Annotated in this window: 14 protein-coding genes; 4 read left to right on the forward strand and 10 right to left on the reverse strand. The window is 73.3% G+C overall.

The genetic code is table 11. The annotated features are described in order from the left end of the window. Positions 1 to 150: 150 nt before the first annotated feature. Positions 151 to 1,338, reverse strand: a complete 1,188-nt coding sequence (locus tag OG776_RS00715; protein ID WP_148014957.1) for a glycosyltransferase — start codon at positions 1,336 to 1,338, stop codon at positions 151 to 153. 264 nt (positions 1,339 to 1,602) lie between these two features. Here OG776_RS00715 and OG776_RS00720 point away from each other — a divergent pair, with 264 nt between their 5' ends. Both OG776_RS00720 and OG776_RS00725 read left to right on the forward strand, forming a co-directional pair. Next, positions 1,603 to 3,003 carry an NDP-hexose 2,3-dehydratase family protein gene (locus tag OG776_RS00720; RefSeq protein WP_148014956.1) on the forward strand — a complete coding sequence of 467 codons (1,401 nt, stop codon included), beginning with the start codon at positions 1,603 to 1,605 and terminating at the stop codon, positions 3,001 to 3,003. Positions 3,004 to 3,029: 26 nt separating this feature from the next. Further along, entirely contained in the window at positions 3,030 to 3,995 is a 966-nt protein-coding gene (locus OG776_RS00725) for a Gfo/Idh/MocA family protein (protein ID WP_329318132.1), read from the forward strand. Between the two features lie 172 nt (positions 3,996 to 4,167). Here the strand turns inward: OG776_RS00725 and OG776_RS00730 are convergent, their stop codons facing one another. Further along, on the reverse strand, positions 4,168 to 4,587 hold the full coding sequence (locus OG776_RS00730) for an ester cyclase (RefSeq protein WP_148009551.1): 420 nt from the start codon (positions 4,585 to 4,587) through the stop codon (positions 4,168 to 4,170). A 189-nt stretch (positions 4,588 to 4,776) separates the two neighbouring features. Between OG776_RS00730 and OG776_RS00735 the strand changes: the two genes are divergently transcribed. After that, positions 4,777 to 5,844 carry a glucose-1-phosphate thymidylyltransferase gene (locus OG776_RS00735; protein WP_329323603.1) on the forward strand — a complete coding sequence of 356 codons (1,068 nt, stop codon included), beginning with the start codon at positions 4,777 to 4,779 and terminating at the stop codon, positions 5,842 to 5,844. Next, positions 5,841 to 6,833 (forward strand): dTDP-glucose 4,6-dehydratase, encoded by a 993-nt coding sequence (gene rfbB / locus OG776_RS00740; protein ID WP_148009549.1) that lies wholly within the window; start codon positions 5,841 to 5,843, stop codon positions 6,831 to 6,833. Before OG776_RS00735 ends, rfbB begins: the two co-directional genes overlap by 4 nt. Positions 6,834 to 7,942: 1,109 nt before the next feature. On the opposite strand, the gene OG776_RS00745 is transcribed toward rfbB, so the two are convergent. The 8 genes from OG776_RS00745 to OG776_RS00780 all read right to left on the reverse strand — a co-directional run bounded on the left by OG776_RS00745 (position 7,943) and on the right by OG776_RS00780 (position 16,339). Then, a complete protein-coding gene (locus tag OG776_RS00745; RefSeq protein ID WP_329318135.1) occupies positions 7,943 to 8,569 on the reverse strand; it encodes a dTDP-4-dehydrorhamnose 3,5-epimerase family protein in 627 nt (208 codons plus the stop codon). Next, entirely contained in the window at positions 8,551 to 10,143 is a 1,593-nt protein-coding gene (locus OG776_RS00750) for a DHA2 family efflux MFS transporter permease subunit (RefSeq protein ID WP_329326299.1), read from the reverse strand. The genes OG776_RS00745 and OG776_RS00750 overlap by 19 nt, the downstream gene beginning before the upstream one ends. 242 nt (positions 10,144 to 10,385) lie before the next feature. Next, complete coding sequence (locus OG776_RS00755; protein WP_148014789.1) at positions 10,386 to 10,856, reverse strand: ester cyclase; 471 nt, start codon at positions 10,854 to 10,856, stop codon at positions 10,386 to 10,388. A gap of 133 nt (positions 10,857 to 10,989) precedes the next feature. Beyond that, positions 10,990 to 11,559, reverse strand: coding sequence for a cupin domain-containing protein (locus OG776_RS00760; RefSeq protein ID WP_329318139.1), 570 nt, complete (start codon positions 11,557 to 11,559; stop codon positions 10,990 to 10,992). Between the two features lie 42 nt (positions 11,560 to 11,601). Next, a complete protein-coding gene (locus OG776_RS00765) occupies positions 11,602 to 13,080 on the reverse strand; it encodes an MFS transporter (protein WP_329318141.1) in 1,479 nt (492 codons plus the stop codon). Between the two features lie 82 nt (positions 13,081 to 13,162). Continuing rightward, positions 13,163 to 14,071, reverse strand: a complete 909-nt coding sequence (locus tag OG776_RS00770; protein ID WP_329318143.1) for a TauD/TfdA family dioxygenase — start codon at positions 14,069 to 14,071, stop codon at positions 13,163 to 13,165. After that, complete coding sequence (locus tag OG776_RS00775) at positions 14,068 to 15,693, reverse strand: AMP-binding protein (protein WP_329318145.1); 1,626 nt, start codon at positions 15,691 to 15,693, stop codon at positions 14,068 to 14,070. The genes OG776_RS00770 and OG776_RS00775 overlap by 4 nt, the downstream gene beginning before the upstream one ends. Beyond that, complete coding sequence (locus OG776_RS00780; RefSeq protein ID WP_148014878.1) at positions 15,683 to 16,339, reverse strand: thermostable hemolysin; 657 nt, start codon at positions 16,337 to 16,339, stop codon at positions 15,683 to 15,685. The genes OG776_RS00775 and OG776_RS00780 overlap by 11 nt, the downstream gene beginning before the upstream one ends. Positions 16,340 to 16,356: the final 17 nt, after the last annotated feature.

Raw genomic sequence — 16,356 nt, forward strand, 5'->3', positions numbered from 1 at the left:
GCGGCGGGCGGGGGGGCATCCGGTGCGCGCGTACCGGGGGAGTGCACGCGCGCACCGGAGCCGTGGACCGGGCGGCCGGCGGATCGGCACCCGGAGGCGGACGGGCCCAACGGGCCCAGGGGTTCGGGCCGTTCGGGCGATCGAGGCGGGTCAGGCGGGCCGGGTGGTGAACTGCGGCAGGCGGGCGGCGGTCTCGGCGGGGTCGGGCATCGCGGCGATCTCGGCGGCGACCTTGCGGGCCGCGTCCCGGTAGCTCTCGTCGCCCAGGATGCGGCGGGCCTGTTCGGTGACCGCGTCGGCCGTCAGATCACCGGCGAAGATCACTTCGCCGGCGCCGGCGTCGCGTACGGCGGTGCCGTTGGCGGGGCCGTCGGCGCCCTGCGGCAGGATCAGCTGGGGCAGGGCGGCCGCCAGCGCGGCGAGTGTGGTGCCCGCGCCGCCGTGCTGGACCACCAGGGCCGCCCGCCGCAGCGCCTCGGGCTGGGCCACCCACTCCACCGCCACCACGCGCTCGGGCAGTTCGCCCAGGTCGGCGACGGCGACCACGGGGCCGGTCGCCACCAGGACCGGCACCTGCAGCGGCAGCAGCCCGTCGATGACCGTGCGCAGCACGTCGACCGAGCCCAGCGCGGTGCCCAGGGTCAGGTAGACGAACGGGCCGTCCGCGTCGCGGATGCCGGCCGGCAGTTCGCCCGGCTCGCCGTAGGCGACGGGGCGCTGCTCGATGCGGGGCAGCGGGGCGGCCAGGAAGCCGGGGTCCTGCAGGCTGGGCGGGCAGATGTCGATGTAGGTGGCGGCCAGTGCCAGCAGCCGGCCGTACGGCACGTCCACGCCCAGGTCGGCGGCGGTGGCCAGCAACTCCTCCTGGATGCGGGCCTCTTCGGCGCCCATCGCCATCACCCCGACGCCGTGCGCGACGGCGGGCACGCCCGCCAGCCGGGCGGCGAAGGCGGCGCCCGGGTTCATCGCCTCGTAGACGACGAGGTCGGGGCGCAGGCCGGTGAGGACGGGGGCGAGGTCGGCGGCCACCCAGCGGGGCAGCACCGAACCGAACACCTTCACATGCAGGTCCGCCAGCACCTCGGGCGGCACGTCCTGGGCGCCCAGGTCGGCGCCCTCGTGCTCCAGGGAGTCACTACCGCGCACTGCTTCCATGAACGCCTCGGGGACCGAGCGGCCCGCCGCCACCGGCTCCAGGCCGGCGGCCCGCAGGGCCGGGTGGAGCTGCTCGCCGGTGGCGAACACCACCTCGTGGCCCGCGGCGCGCGCGGCCTTCGCCAAGGGAAGCAGGGGATACACGTGCCCGAAGTTGCCCGCGCTGGCAAAGAGGATTCTCATACCGCCTCAGCGTAAGGACGCCCACCCCCGTTGTCTACCACTGACAATAATTCTAGCGCTGACAACACCCGAGTCTTGGACGGCAGGTCGGCCCTGGTGGGCGGGCCCGGGGCCCGCTCCCCCGGCCCCGGCGGCGGGGGCGGCTCCAGCCGCCGTGCGGGACGTTTCGAGGCGCCCTCCAGCAACGGCCGATCCCCCTGGCGGATCGTCAGGGGCGGCGGCCCGGCCCCGGTCGCACGGGACACGGCGAAGGAGTCATGTTCGATGACCATCACCCACGCGGTGCCCCCGGGCGCCCTCACCGGCCTCGGGCGGCGCTTCACACTGTCGGCCCAGACCCTGGACAGCCCGGTGACACCCAATCCGGTCTTCCGCGAATGGTTCGCCGAGCAGCGCCGCGCCAACCGCTACGAGGTGCGGCGCATCCCCTTCCGCGAACTGGTCGGCTGGCGCTTCCAGGGCGCCACCGGGAACCTGGTGCACGACAGCGGCCGGTTCTTCTCCGTCGAGGGCCTGCATGTGCGCGCCGAGTGGAACGGGCACGCCGCGTCCTGGTCGCAGCCCATCATCAACCAGCCGGAGATCGGCATCCTGGGCATCGTCGTCAAGGAGTTCGACGGCGTCCTGCACTGCCTGATGCAGGCCAAGATGGAACCCGGCAACATCGAGACCGTCCAGCTGTCCCCCACCGTGCAGGCCACCCGCAGCAACTACACCGGTGTGCACCGCGGCGCCCCCGTCACGCACATCGAGTACTTCGCGCCGCCGCGGACCGCCTCACGGGTGCTGTTCGACTCCCTGCAGTCCGAACAGGGCTCCTGGTTCCTGCGCAAGCGCAACCGGAACATGGTGGTGGAGGCGCTCGGCCCGGTGCCCGCGCACGAGGACTTCGTATGGCTGACGCTCGGTCAGATCCATCAGCTGCTGCACGAGTCGAACGTCGTCAACATGGACGCCCGGACCGTGCTGTCGCTGATCCCGTCCTTCGCCGACGAGGGGCCCCCGCTGCACTCCATGGAACACCTCCTCAACCGCCTCACCGAGATCAAGGCGCACCGGGAGCTGGTGCAGACCAGCATGCCGCTGTCGGCCGTCCGGCGCTGGCGGCGCACCGAGGACGGGATCTCCCACGACAGCGGCCACCACTTCACCGTCATCGCCGCGTCCGTGGCCGCCGCCAACCGCGAGGTCACCCGCTGGACCCAGCCGCTGCTCGCACCGGCCGAACAGGGCCTGTCCGCGTTCCTGGTGCGCCGCATCGGCGGTGTGCCGCACCTGCTGGCGCACGCCCGCTCCGAGGCGGGCGTGCTGGACGTCGCGGAGCTCGGCCCCACCGTGCAGTGCCAGCCGGGCCGCGCGCTGACCCTGCCCGCGCCGAGCCGGCCGCAGTTCCTGGACCTGGTCCTGCGGGCCGCTCCGGGCTCCCTGCTCTACGACACCGTGCAGTCCGAGGAGGGCGGCCGCTTCCACCACGCCGGCAACCGCTACGTCCTGATGGAGGTCGGCGACGACTTCCCCGTCGACGTGCCCGAGGACTTCCTGTGGGTGACCGCCGACCAGATGTCGGCGCTGCTGCGGCACAGCAACTACCTCAACATCGAGGCCCGTACGCTGCTGACCGGACTGCGCGCGGCGTGGGCGCGCGGCGGGACGTACGCCCGGTGAGCGGGCCGGGAGGACCGAGGGGCCCGGTGCTGCGGATCGGCGTGCTGGGCTGCGCGGACATCGCCGGGCGGCGCATGCTGCCCTCGATGGCCCGCCAGCCGCTCGTCGAGGTGACCGCCGTGGCCAGCCGCACCCCCGCCAGGGCGCGCGCGTTCACCGACCGGTTCGGCGGCACGCCGGTGACCGGCTACGCACGGCTGCTGGAACGCGAGGACGTGGACGCGGTGTACCTGCCGCTGCCGCCCGAGCTGCACGCGCAGTGGACGCTGCGGGCGCTGGCGGCCGGCAAGCACGTGCTGTGCGAGAAGCCGTTCGCCCTGCGGTACGCCGACGCGGACAAGGCGGTCTGTCTCGCCCGCGAGCGCGGCCTGCTGCTGATGGAGAGCTTCATGTTCCTGCACCACTCCCAGCACGCCCGGGTCCGCCGGCTCCTCGACGACGGGCTGATCGGCGAACTGCAGCTGTTCGGCTCCGAGTTCGGCATCCCGCTGCGCCGCGAGAGCGACGGCACCCATCGGCGCGCCAGCACCCTGCCCGAGGTCGCCGCCTACCCGCTGCGCGCCGCCCGGCTCTTCCTGGGCCCCGGCCTGCGGGTGGCCGGCGCCCATGTCCGCGCGGCCGGCCCGCACGGACCCGCCCCCGCCGGCGGCGCCCTGCTGACGGCGCCCTCCGGGGCGGCGGCCCAGCTCGCCTACGGCGTCGAGCACGCCTACCGCAGCGGATACGACCTGTGGGGCAGCCGGGGACGGCTGCGCCTGGAACGCGCCTTCAGCACCCCCGACGAGCATGTGCCCGTCCTGCACGTCGAACGCGGCGCCGGCGTCGAGGAGATCCGCCTCGCGCCCGACGCCCACTTCACCAACATCGCGGGCGTCTTCGCCCGCGCCGTCCTCGACGGCGAGGACTTCACCCCGCACACCGAGGCCGTCCTGGACCACGCCCGGCTCGTGGACGAGGTCGAACAGGCCGCCGCCCGCCCGGCAGCCCCCTGACCGCCCCCTCCCCTCCCCCGGCACCCTCCTTGCGGTCCCTTCCTCCGGCCGGCCGCCACCTGACCGGCGGCCGTCACCGCGCGGCGGGGCCGGGGGCAGGAAAGCGGCCCGGCACGCACCGAGTGCGTGCCGGGCCGCCCGCGTCCGCAGGGAACGCCCGCCAGGGATGCGCTCACGCCTCCTGGCCGGCGTGGATGTCGACGCCGAGCTGGCGGAAGAGACCGGCCATGTCCAGCTGGTCCCAGTGCTCGGCCAGCAGCCCGTCCTCGACCCGCCAGAAGTCGATCGACTGGAAGCTGAGCGGACGCCCGGTCGCCTCGACCCCGAAGAACGTGCCCCGGTGGGTGCCGGAGTACTCGAAGCGGCCCGCGATCCGGTCCCCCTCCACGACGAGGTCGTGGGTGACGACCTTCACGTCGGGGAACGCGGCGAAGATCTGCTCCCAGAACGCCGTGTTGGCCTCGATGCCGTCCTCGACGACCGGGTTGTGGTCGATGTGCCCGGGCGCGGTGTGCGCGCTCATGGTGCTCACGTCATGACTGTTGATCATGTCGACGAAGCGCTGGACGAGTTCACGGTGGTTGGCTGCCATGCCTGTGCCTCTCTGGGCTCGCGTCACTGGACGGGCGGGCGAGGACGCCCCCACGGGTCACCCCGGGCACACGCCGCCGGCCGCCGCCCACCGAGGATCCCCATCGCGTCTCGAGCCGCCCTGGAGGCCGCCTGTGGGCCCGGCCCATCCCCGATCCCGGCTCAAGTGCCCGCTCCTAGCGTCACCTTCATGAAGGCTCTCGTACTCTCCGGCGGGGCCGGAACCCGCCTGCGCCCCCTCACCCACACATCCGCCAAGCAGCTGGTGCCCGTGGCCAACAAGCCGGTGCTCTTCTACGGCCTGGAAGCGATCGCGGACGCGGGCATCACCGAGGTCGGGATCATCGTCGGGGACACCGCCGACGAGATCACGCAAGCCGTCGGCGACGGCTCCAAGTTCGGCCTCGCCGTCACCTACATCCCCCAGTCCGCGCCCCTCGGGCTGGCCCACGCCGTCCTCATCGCCCGCGAGTTCCTCGCCGACGACGACTTCGTCATGTACCTCGGCGACAACTTCATCGTGGGCGGCATCTCCGACCTGGTCGACGCCTTCCGCGCGCAGCGGCCCGCCGCCCAGATCCTGCTCACCCAGGTCTCCGACCCGACGCAGTTCGGGGTCGCCGAATTCGGCCCCGACGGACGGATCGTGGGCCTGGAGGAGAAACCGGAGCACCCCAGGAGCGACCTCGCGCTCGTCGGCGTCTACCTGTTCACCGACGCCGTGCACGAGGCCGTCCGCGCCATCAAGCCGTCCTGGCGCGGCGAACTGGAGATCACCCACGCGCTGCAGTGGCTGATCGACCACGACCGCGACGTCCGCTCCACGACGATCTCCGGATACTGGAAGGACACCGGGAACGTCGGCGACATGCTGGAGGTCAACCGGTCCGTCCTGGAACACGCCGAACCCCGCATCGAGGGCGACGTCGACGACACCAGCGAGATCATCGGCCGGGTACGGATCGACGAGGGCGCCCGCGTCACCGGCTCCCGCATCGTGGGCCCCGCCGTCATCGGCACCGGCAGCGTGATCACCGGCTCCTACGTCGGCCCGTTCACCTCCATCGCCCCCGACTGCCGCATCACCGACAGCGAGATCGAGTTCTCCATCGTCCTGGACGGCTCCTCGGTGCACGGCGCCCGCCGCGTGGAGGCCTCCATCATCGGCCGCAACGTGGAGGTGACCCCCGCCCCCCGGATCCCCGCCGCCCACCGCCTCATCCTCGGCGACCACAGCAAGGTGCAGATTTCCTCATGACCACCACACGCATCCTCGTCACCGGCGGCGCGGGGTTCATCGGCTCGCACTACGTGCGCACCCTGCTCGGCCCGGCCGGCCCCGGCGACGTCCACGTCACCGTCCTCGACAAACTCACCTACGCCGGCAACCCCGCCAACCTCGACCCGGTCCGCGGCCACCCCGGCTTCCGCTTCGTCCAGGGCGACATCTGCGACACCCGCCTGGTCGCCGAACTCGTCGCCGGACACGAGCAGATCGTGCACTTCGCCGCCGAGTCCCACGTCGACCGCTCCATCCTCGGCGCCGCCGAGTTCATCACCACCAACGTGCTCGGCACCCAGACCCTCCTGGACGCGGCGCTGCGCCGGCCCGGCGGCCGCGCCCGCTTCCTGCACGTGTCCACCGACGAGGTCTACGGCTCCGTGGCCGAGGGATCCTGGCCGGAGAGCGACCCGCTGCGGCCCAACTCCCCCTACGCCGCCTCCAAGGCCTCCTCCGACCTGGTGGCCCTGTCCTACCACCGCACCCACGGCCTCGACGTACGGGTGACCCGCTGCTCCAACAACTACGGCCACCACCACTTCCCCGAGAAGGTCATCCCGCTGTTCGTCACCAACCTCCTCGACGGACACCGCGTCCCGCTGTACGGGGAAGGACTGAACGTACGGGACTGGCTGCACATCGACGACCACGTCCAGGGCCTGGAACTGGTCCGCACCGGCGGCCGGCCCGGCGAGGTCTACAACATCGGCGGCGGCACCGAACTGAGCAACAAGGAACTGACCACGCTGCTGCTGGATCTGGCCGGAGCGGGCTGGGACAGCGTCGAGCACGTGCCCGACCGGCTCGGCCACGACCTGCGCTACTCGGTGGACTGCGGCAAGATCTCCCGCGAGCTGGGCTACCGGCCCCGCAAGGACTTCACCCAGGGCCTGGCGGAGACCTTCGCCTGGTACCGCGACAACCGTTCCTGGTGGGAACCGCTCAAACACAGGGCCGCCCTGTGACCGCGTGAGCCCCCGGCGGCCCCGCGGCCGCGCACCGACCGGTGCCCCGAAAACCCCTGCGGGTCTTCGGGACACCGGCATGCCTGCGGCGGCGGACCAGGAGCCGGGTTCGGCCCGGGCCTGGGCCGGGTCCGGACCGTCCGGGTCCGGGCCGCCGTGGCGCCGGCGGCCTCCCCCGTCGGGTGAGGCACCCCTGCGACAGCACGCGCCGCACCATGGGCCAAGAGAGCGTGGGGCGGAGCCGGAACACCGGGCCGCCCGAGGGCCAGCCGGGAACGGGCGCGGGTCCTGTCGGGGTCGGGAGAGAGGGCAGCCAGGGCCGGACCAGGGGTTCACCAGGACCGGGTGAGGGGTCCGCCGGACCGGGCAGGAGCCCGCCGGAACGGGCCAGGGCCTGCCGGGACGCCGGGACCAGGGTTGTCTGGCGACGGGCCACCGCGCCCGGGGCCCAACGGCACCCGGACGGTGGGCCGTCGAACCGGGGCCCCGGCTGCGGCCCGCGGCGAGCGCGCATCGGCGTCCCAAGTGCCGGAGCGTGCGTCCGGTGACGAGCCCGGCGGCGCGCCGCGCGGGGCGCGGGGCCCGCTCCCCCGTTGGCGGCGGCCCGCCATCGCCAGGGCCCAACGGACCGCTGTCGGTGAGCCGTTACGGCTGCGACTCGCGGTGAGCGCGCACCTCGGCATCCCGGGCGCCTGGGCGGTGCGTCCGGTGACGAGCCCGGTGGTGCACCGTGCGGGGCCGCGGGGCCCGCTCCCCCGGGTGCCGGGGGTCGGCGCGACGGGCTCGGCCGTGGCCGGGGCGGGGCGGAACGTGGGCCCGCCCCTCCTGCGTTCCCGGGCGCCGTGGTGACGGGCCCGGCCGGCCGTGGACGTGCGGGCGCGGGAAGGAACTCGCCCTCCTGGGCGCCGGGTTCGGGCGCGTGCTGTCCCGCGTGCGCGGGTGCGGCGTTCGCCGTGGGCCGGGGCGCGGTGCCATTCGGTCCGGTGCCGGCGCGCGGTGCCGTTCCGCCCGGTGCCGGCGCGCGGTGCCGTTCCGCCCGGTGCCGGCGCGGGGTGCCGTTCCGCCCGGTGTCGGGGCGGGGTGGCGGCTGCGGGCGTCCCGGGGCGGGGTCAGCGGGTGAGGTGTTGGGGGTGCGGGAGTTGCCAGGAGGGGCCGTAGGAGGTGAGGGCCTCTTCGTAGGTGGGCAGCAGGCCGCGTTCGACGGCCTCGGACAGGCTCGGGGCGGTGGCGTCCTTCTCGGAGCGGATCAGGCCCGTGGTGGTGGGCCAGGGGATGCCGATGGCCGGGTCGAGGGCCTGGATGTCGACCATGGTGCCGGGCACGTACTCCTCGGAGCACAGATAGTTCATGCAGGTGTCGTCGGTCAGGGCGAGGAAGGCGTGGCCGAGGCCGTCGGCGAGGTAGACGCCGATGCCGGAGCCGGCCTCCTGCAGGGTGGTGTCGAACATGCCGAACGTCGGGGAGCCGACGCGCAGGTCGACCACCACGTCCAGGGCGGCGCCGCGGACGCAGGTCACCAGTTTCGCCTGGCCGGGCGGGAGGGTGGTGCCGTGGATGCCGCGCAGCGTGTCACGGTGGGAGACCGAGAAGTTGACCTGGCGGACGGTGAACGGCTGGCCGCTGCTTCCGGTCAGTTCGCCCATGCGCCAGGCCTCGAAGAACCGGCCCCGGTTGTCCGGGAGTTGCGACGGCGTGATCCGGAAGGCGTCGCGGACCTTCATCTCCTCAATGGCCATGCTTCCTCGGTTCGGGTCGACGGAACGGGGTCCGCGGCCGGTGGGGCCCCGGACCCCGGGTGGGTGTGCGGGTCAGTGCAGCGGTGCCGGGGTGTTCTCCCCCGCCGGGGCGTGCTGGTCGGCGGCCGGGGTGTGGTGCCGGCCGGGCGGCGCGGCCGGGGCGGCGGCGGGCGCGGCGGCCGGCCGGCGGGAGGGGCGAGCAGCATGGAGAAGGTCGCCAGGGCCACCGCGACGGCGCCCACCCACATGGCGGGGACGAGGCCGTCGACGAAGTCGCGCGGGGAGGCGTAGCCGCCGTTGGCGCTGAAGATGGAGGCGAGCAGGGCGACGCCGAGGGCTGCGCCGACCTCGCGGGTGGCGGCGGTGACGCCGGAGGCGATGCCCTGTTCGTGTTCGGCGACCGAGCCCATGGTGAGGTTCATCAGCGGGGCGTAGAACAGGGCCATGCCGGCGCCGCAGATCATCAGGGAGGGCAGCTGGGCGGCGTAGGAGACGTCCGGTTCGAGGACGAAGGCCCAATAGACCATGCCGGCGGTCATCATGGCGAGGCCGAGGGTGACCACGGGTTTGCCGCCGATGCGGTCGGAGACCATGCCGCCGATGGGGGCGACGACCATCGGCATGGCGGTCCAGGCCAGCAGGCGGACGCCGGCCTGCATGGCGGTGTAGCCCTGGATGTTCTGCAGGAACTGGGTCATCAGGAAGATCGCGCCGAACATGCCGACGGACATCAGGGCGCCGGCCAGGTTGATCGCGGTGAAGGCGCGGTTGCGGAACATGCGCATCGGCACCATGGGGTGTTCGGTGTGGTTCTCCCAGGCGACGAAGACGGCCATCACGGCGGTGCCGCCGATGAGGGCGCCCAGGACCTGCGGGGACGTCCAGCCGTCGCCGTGGCCCTTGATGAGGCCCAGCACGATGCCGAACAGGCCGAGGCTGGCCAGGGCGGTGCCGACGGCGTCGAGGCGGGAGTGGGCGATGCGGCTCTCGGCGAGTTTGCGGAAGGACAGCGGGGCCAGGGCGAGGCCGATGGGTACGTTCAGCCAGAAGATCCACTGCCAGGACAGGTGTTCGACGATGGCGCCGCCCACCAGCGGGCCGGCGGCGATGGACAGTCCGTTGACGGCGCCCCAGATGCCCAGGGCCGCGCCGCGTTTCTCGGCGGGCACGGCGGCGGTCAGCAGGGTCACCGACAGCGGCATGATGATGGCGGCGCCGACGCCCTGGACGGCGCGGGCGGCGACGAGTTCGTTGATGCCGGGGGCGAGGGCGGCGGCCGCGGAGGCGGCGGTGAACAGCAGCAGGCCCAGGCTGAAGACCTTGCGGCGGCCGAAGCGGTCGCCGAGGGCGGCGCCGAACATCATCAGGACCGCGAAGGACAGGGTGTAGGCGTTGACCGTCCATTCCAGGTCGGTGAGGCTGCCGCCGAGTTTCTCCCGGATGGTGGGCAGCGCCGTGATGATGACGAGGTTGTCCAGTCCCGCCATGAAGGAGGCGAGGCTGGTGGTGAGGATGGCCCAGAAGACCACCCTCTTGGTTTCACCGCCCGGGGATGGGGGGTTGACGGTGCTCATCGAGCATCCTTTCTGGAGGCTGGTCAGTGCGAGATGCTCCTCGCCGTGACCTGTCCGGCCTGCGCCGGCGCACCCGGCGCCACCGGGCCGGTCCGGCGCCGACGACGCTACGGACGCGTACTCGACTCCTCCTCGAGCGCCGGTGGGCGCGGGCCCCGCGGCGGGCACGGCGGCGCCGCGGGGCCCGCGTACCGGTGTGGGTGCGCGGGCTCCGCGGCGGGGGCGGCCGGGCCGGGGGCCGGTCAGGCGAGCTGGCGCTGGAAGGTGGCGATGTCGAAGTAGAGGGTCTCGTCGACGAGGACGTCGCCGTCGAAGTGGAAGAAGACGGCGACGGGGGCGTCGATGGACTTGCCCCGGTTGGGTATGCCGCGCCAGTCGGCGTGCTGCTTGCCGCGTGCCTGGGCCTCCAGGATCACCGCGGTGGGGGTGTGGTGGACGTGGTGCAGGTCGTGCTCCAGGTCGGGGAAGGCGGCCTTGAGTTCGGCGAAGTAGCCCTTCTTGATGGCTTCTTCACCGATCAGCGGTCCTTCTTCGAAGGCCTGGATGCGGTAGACGCCGCCGCGCGGGAAGGTGGCCAGCACGCCGTCGATGTCCCAGGCGATCTCGGCGACCGTGTGCTGCAGGACGACCGCCTCGCGCTTCTTGCGCAGTTCGGCGTCGGGCTGCGGGAGATCCGCGCCGGGCAGGGTGAATTCGTGTGCTTCGGTGGCCATGACCATTCCTCCACGCATCGGCCTGTTCGGTTGCCGCCGACGCTAGGGCGGCGCGCTCGCTCGGGCCTCGTTTCCGGCTCGAACCGCCTGGTGCGGGGCCTCTTGGTGCGGGGCCTCTTGGTGCGGGGCCGGTTCAGGCGGTGGGCTGGAGGCGGGGGGTGTCCTGGGGCGGGCGGTAGGTGGGGCGGTAGCCGCAGGCCAGGCCGAGCGGGGCGAGGAGCAGGCACAGGCCCATGTCGAGGGGGAAGGGGCGGCCGGTGACGACGCGGTACTCGTCGCGGAAGGCGAGGGCGAGCAGCGGCATCTGCAGGCGGGGGGTGCCGTCGGGGCGCAGCCGGCCTTCGTTGGTCAGTCCCCACAGGGTCTCGAAGACGGTTTCGGTCTGGTAGGCGGGGGTGGTGCGCCAGATGACGCGGGTGGTGTCGGGTCCGGGGTTCCACATGGAGTGGACGGCGCCCGGGGGGATGTGGAAGTCGGCGCCGGGCTCGTACTCGTGGAGGGTGCCGTCGAGTTGGAGGCTCAGGCGGCCGCTTTCCAGGCGCATGTGTTCGGTCTGGCGGGGGTGGTAGTGCTGGGGCGGTTTGATGACGGCGGGCGCGTATTCGACGGCGACCTCGACGTAGGCGCCGCCGGTCTCGGCGGCGGTGGTCAGGAAGGTGAGGGTGTCCTTGCCGAGGCGCAGGGTGTCTCCGGGGCGGGCCATCGGGTGCCTCTTCTCGTCCGGTGAGGGGGGTGGCGGGGTGGGTCAGGCGGTGCGGGTGGTGGGGTGGCGGGGCAGTCCGAAGCAGGCGGTGAGGAGGTTGAGGACGCCGATGCCGGCGGCGATCCAGAAGCCGAGGTGGAGGCCGTCCAGCCAGGCCAGGGCGGGGGTGGTGTGGGCGGTGAGTTCGCTGGTGGTGCGGGTCAGGGCGCTGGTGGCGACGGTGGCGACGCCGAGGGAGGCGCCGACCTGGAAGGCGGCGACCAGGACGCCGGAGGCGATGCCCTGCTGGTGGGGCGGGATGTCGGAGACGCCGTGCACGTTGACGGGGATGCCGCAGCACTGCATGGAGGCGCCCAGGATGAGCAGGGCGGGCAGCAGGTGCAGGAGGTAGTTGCCGTGGGCGGGGGCCTGGGTGAGCAGGAGCAGGCCGAGCAGGGAGCCGGCGGCGCCGGCGAGGTAGACGGGGCGGGGGCCGGCGCGGTGCATGACGCGGGTGGCGGGGGCGGTGACCAGGATGGCGACGATGCCCAGGGGCAGGAACGCGAAGCCGGAGGCGAGGGTGGAGTAGCCGAGGGTGCGTTGCAGGTAGTAGCTGCACAGGAAGAGCACGGAGGCCTGGACGGCGCTGGTCAGGACGCGGCCGAGGCCGGCGGTGGCCAGGGAGCGGGTGGCGAACAGTTGCAGGGGCAGCAGGGGGTCGGCGGCGCGGCGTTCGATGAGGAGGAACGCGGCGAGCAGGGTGAGGGCGGCGGCGGCCGGGGCGAGGACGTAGGGCGGGGAGGCGGCGCCGTGGTCCTGGATGTTGACGATGGCGTAGACGAGGGCGGCCAGGCCCGCGGTGACGGTGGCGGCGCCGGCCAGGTCGGGGCGGGAGCCGCGGACGGCGGTGTCGGGGCGGCCGCGGGAGAGCAGCAGGACGCCGGCGACGGCGACGGCGCCGAAGGGGAGGTTGATGTAGAAGATCCAGCGCCAGCTGAGGCTGTCGGTGATCAGGCCGCCGGCGATGACGCCGAGGGTGCCGCCGAGGCCGGCGAGTGCGGCCCAGACGGCGAGTGCGGTGGTGCGTTCGCGGCCGCGCGGGAAGGTGGTGGTGACCAGGGACATCGCGGCGGGTGAGAGGAAGGCTGCGCCGCAGCCCTGCAGGGCGCGGGCGGCGATGAGCAGGCCGGCGTCGCGGGAGAGGCCGCACAGCAGGGAGGCGGCGGTGAACAGCAGGGCGCCGAGGAGGAAGGTGCGGCGTCTGCCCCAGCGGTCGGCGGTGCGGCCGCCGAGCAGCATGAGGCCGCCGAAGCACAGGATGTAGGAGGTCAGGACCCATTCGATGGCGGTGGGGCCGGCGCCGAGGTCGCTCTGGACGGCGGGCAGGGCGAGGTTCACCACGGTGGTGTCCAGCAGGACCATGAACTGGGCGAGGGCGACGAAGACGAGCAGGCGCCAGCGGCGCGGGTCGGCCGCGGCGGCGTCGGTGTCGGTGTCGGGGGTGCGGTCCTGGGTGCGGGCGGCGGGGTGGTCGGTGGTCATGGCTCCCTCTCGGACGGGTCTGTCTCCCGCCCCGCCCCGGCGCCGCCCCTGGGGGCTGGTGTGCGGGGCGGGGGCGGCCCGGTCAGGCGGCGGGTGCCTCGATGTAGCTGAGGGCGTTGTAGATGGTGCGGTCGGGGTCGGTGATGGCGCGCCGGCCGTGCATGACGCGGGTGTTGTCGATGACGGCGGCGTCGCCGTCCTGCCAGTCGAGGTTCTCGGTGAGGCGGGCGGTGACCTCTTCGACCTCGGCGAGCAGGGGGGCGGGCAGTTCGGTGGTGTCGGCGAAGGTGATGGTGGGCTTCTCGTAGTTGAAGGAGGGGCCCAGGATGCTGTTGGCGAAGGAGGGGCGGGGGCCGAAGACGGTGGGGCCGGCGGCGGGGGTGCGGAAGGAGTAGCGCACGCCGCCGTCGTCCTGGGGGGTGATCTCGGTGCCGGGCAGCTGTCCGGCCAGGGCGAGGAGTTCGCTCACCTGGATCCGGTCGGCGGGCTTGGTGCGGCCCAGCAGGTGGTGGGCCATGGCCCGCCACTGGGGTTCGCCGACGTAGCGGCTGTAGACGATGTCCTGGGCGGCGAAGGCGGTGCGGGCCTGCTCGCTGAGGGCGTCCCAGACGCGGTAGCCGTCGCAGACGGTGGTCTGGGAGCCGGTGGAGGCGGCCTTCTCGCAGAAGAACCAGGCGAGGTGGGAGCGGAAGGGGCTGTTGCCGTTCTCGGTGTGCAGGCCGACCTCGTCGAAGCCCGCGTCGACCTTCTGGGCGACCTCGGAGTAGAAGTCGCGGGCGGGGTCGAGGGTGGTGGAGGTGGAGGTGTTCTGGACCAGGGCGGTGAAGGCGTCCATGTCGGCGCCGAAACCGCGCAGCAGCAGGAACCCGGCCTGGGCGAGGAGGTCGCGCAGTTCCTTGGGGTCGATGGCGTCGAGGCCGCCGGGGCCCGCGGGCTGGACCAGCAGGCCGCTGCCGGTGCCGTAGGGCGTGGTCTGCACAGCCGTACTCATGCCTTCTCCTTGTTCTGGTTGCTCGGGGACGCCGCGGCCGTGGCGGGGGCCGGGCCGAGGACGTGGTGGCGGATGACGTCGCGGCGGGGGCGTCCGGTGACGGTGAAGCAGGTGGCGTAGGCGGGGTCGTCCTCGGACATGAGGTGGACGACGGCGGCGCGTTCGATGCCGGAGAGCCTGCGCCGGCCGAATTCGGTGATGCGGCCGCGGGCGGTGTCGGGGTCGAGGGCGGCGTCGATGACGAACAGGCCGTGCACGTCGTCGAGGCCGTCGGCGATGACGGCGGCCTCGCGGACGAAGCCGAGTTCGCGGTAGCGGGCCTCGACCCATTCGGGGGCGACGTTGCGGCCGCCCGCGGTGATGACGAGGTTCTTCTTGCGTCCGGTGATGCGCAGGTAGCCGTCGTCGTCGATCTCGGCGAGGTCGCCGGTGTGCAGGCGGCCCTGGTCGTCGACGACGACGCTGGAGGGGTCCTCGCGGGTGTAGCCGGCGAACAGGGAGGTGCTGCGGATGAGGAGTTCACCGTCGTCGGCGAGTTCGGCGTGGACGTGGTCCAGGGGGCGGCCGACGGTGCCGAAGCGGACTTCGCCGGGGAAGTTCCAGGACACCACGGAGGAGTTCTCGCTCAGTCCGTAGCCCTCGTGGACGGTCAGTCCGTGGGCGTGCAGGCGCTGGAGGATCTCGGGCGGGACGGGGGCGCCGCCGCAGGCGATGAAGACCGGGCCGTCGTGGCCGAAGATCCGCCGGTGGCGTTCGGTGACGCTCTCGGCGGGCTGCTGGTCGCACACGGCGAGGAAGAGGCCGGCGACGGTGGGCGGGACGACCAGGGCGGTGGGGCGGGCCGCTCGCAGCAGGGTGAGCATGCGCGGTGCGGCGTCGGCGGCGGTGCCGACCAGGGCGGTGCCGGGGGGCAGGAAGGAGACCGAACCGCCTGCCAGGAAGGGCATGTAGAGGCCGGCGACCTGTTCGATGAGCAGGCTGAGGGGGACGATGGACAGGTACCGCTCGAAGATCGCCGGGCGGGTGCGGGTGCGCAGCGAGGTGAGCAGTGCGTCCAGGCCGTGCCGGCGGATCTGTACGCCTTTGGGGGCGGAGGTGGTGCCGGAGGTGTGGATGACCTTGACGACCGCGTCGTGGTCGGGGACGGGCGGGTGCGGGACGGGGGGCCGGGCGAGCAGGGCGGGCAGGTCGAGGGCGGTGGTGGGGCAGCCGGCGGGCAGGACGGGGTCGGGGGTGTCGGTGCTCCAGCGGGCCAGGGCCGCGCTGCCCGCGGTGTCGGTCAGGCACAGGTCGGCGCTCTCCAGGAGGGAGGCGGCCTGCTGGGCGGTGAAGGCGGTGGGTACGGGGATCTCCACGGCGCCGGCGAACAGGGCGGCGAGGTCGGCGACGACCCATTCCGGGGAGTTCTCGGCGAGCAGTCCCACCCGGGCGGGGCGGCCCAGGGTGCGGGCCAGGCCGGTGAGGTCGGCGGCCAGGGCCAGGGCGGTGCGCAGGAGGTCGCGGTAGCTGTGGGTGGTGCCCTCGCCGCCGTCGGCGGCCAGGACGCGCACCATGACGGCGTCGCTGTCGGCCTGCCGCAGCAGTCCGCGGGCCAGGGACAGGGGTGCGGTCTCAGGCGGCACGGGTCAGCACCCCCTGCTGTGCCGGGCGGTTGCTCAGCAGCCGCATGTCGACCGAGGTGAAGCAGTAGCGGCCGATGGCGGCCAGCAGCAGGGTGGACTGTTCGGCGGCCTCGGCGTAGCCGACGACGGGCCGGGTGTCGTAGTAGGTGCCCCAGGAGGCGCGTTCGTCGGCGGGCAGCCGCTCCAGGGAGGCGTCGGCGAGGGGGTGGAAGACGCAGCCGAGGCGCTGCATGAGCGCGGCGAGCCGGCCGGTCATCGTCATGACGGCGTACGGGCGGCCCAGGCAGGCCATGATCAGCGGGATCGCTTTGATGATCTCGGCGCCGGCGGCGGCCCGTACGGAGGCGATGGAGCCGATCTGCAGGACCTGGGAGCGTTTGACGGGGGCGCCGACGGCCTGGGTGATGACGTCTTCGACGGGCGCGTCGAGATAGCGCTCCAGCAGGATGGTCTCTTCCTCGGGGAAGGACAGGCCGGCGCAGGCGAGGACTTCCTCCTGGCCGTCGGCGGCGGTCTCGAAGAAGGCGAGGAAGCCGTCCGGGTCGGGGGTGATGCTGGCCCGGTACTGCTTGGCGAAGACCAGCCGGGCCAGGTCCGCGGCGGTCTGCCAGTCCGGGGTGCCGCGCTCGGACAGGGTGATTCTCATGTGCTGCGCTCCCTAAC

Origin of the sequence: Streptomyces sp. NBC_01689 (genome assembly GCF_036250675.1) — a bacterium.
GTDB lineage: Bacteria > Actinomycetota > Actinomycetes > Streptomycetales > Streptomycetaceae > Streptomyces.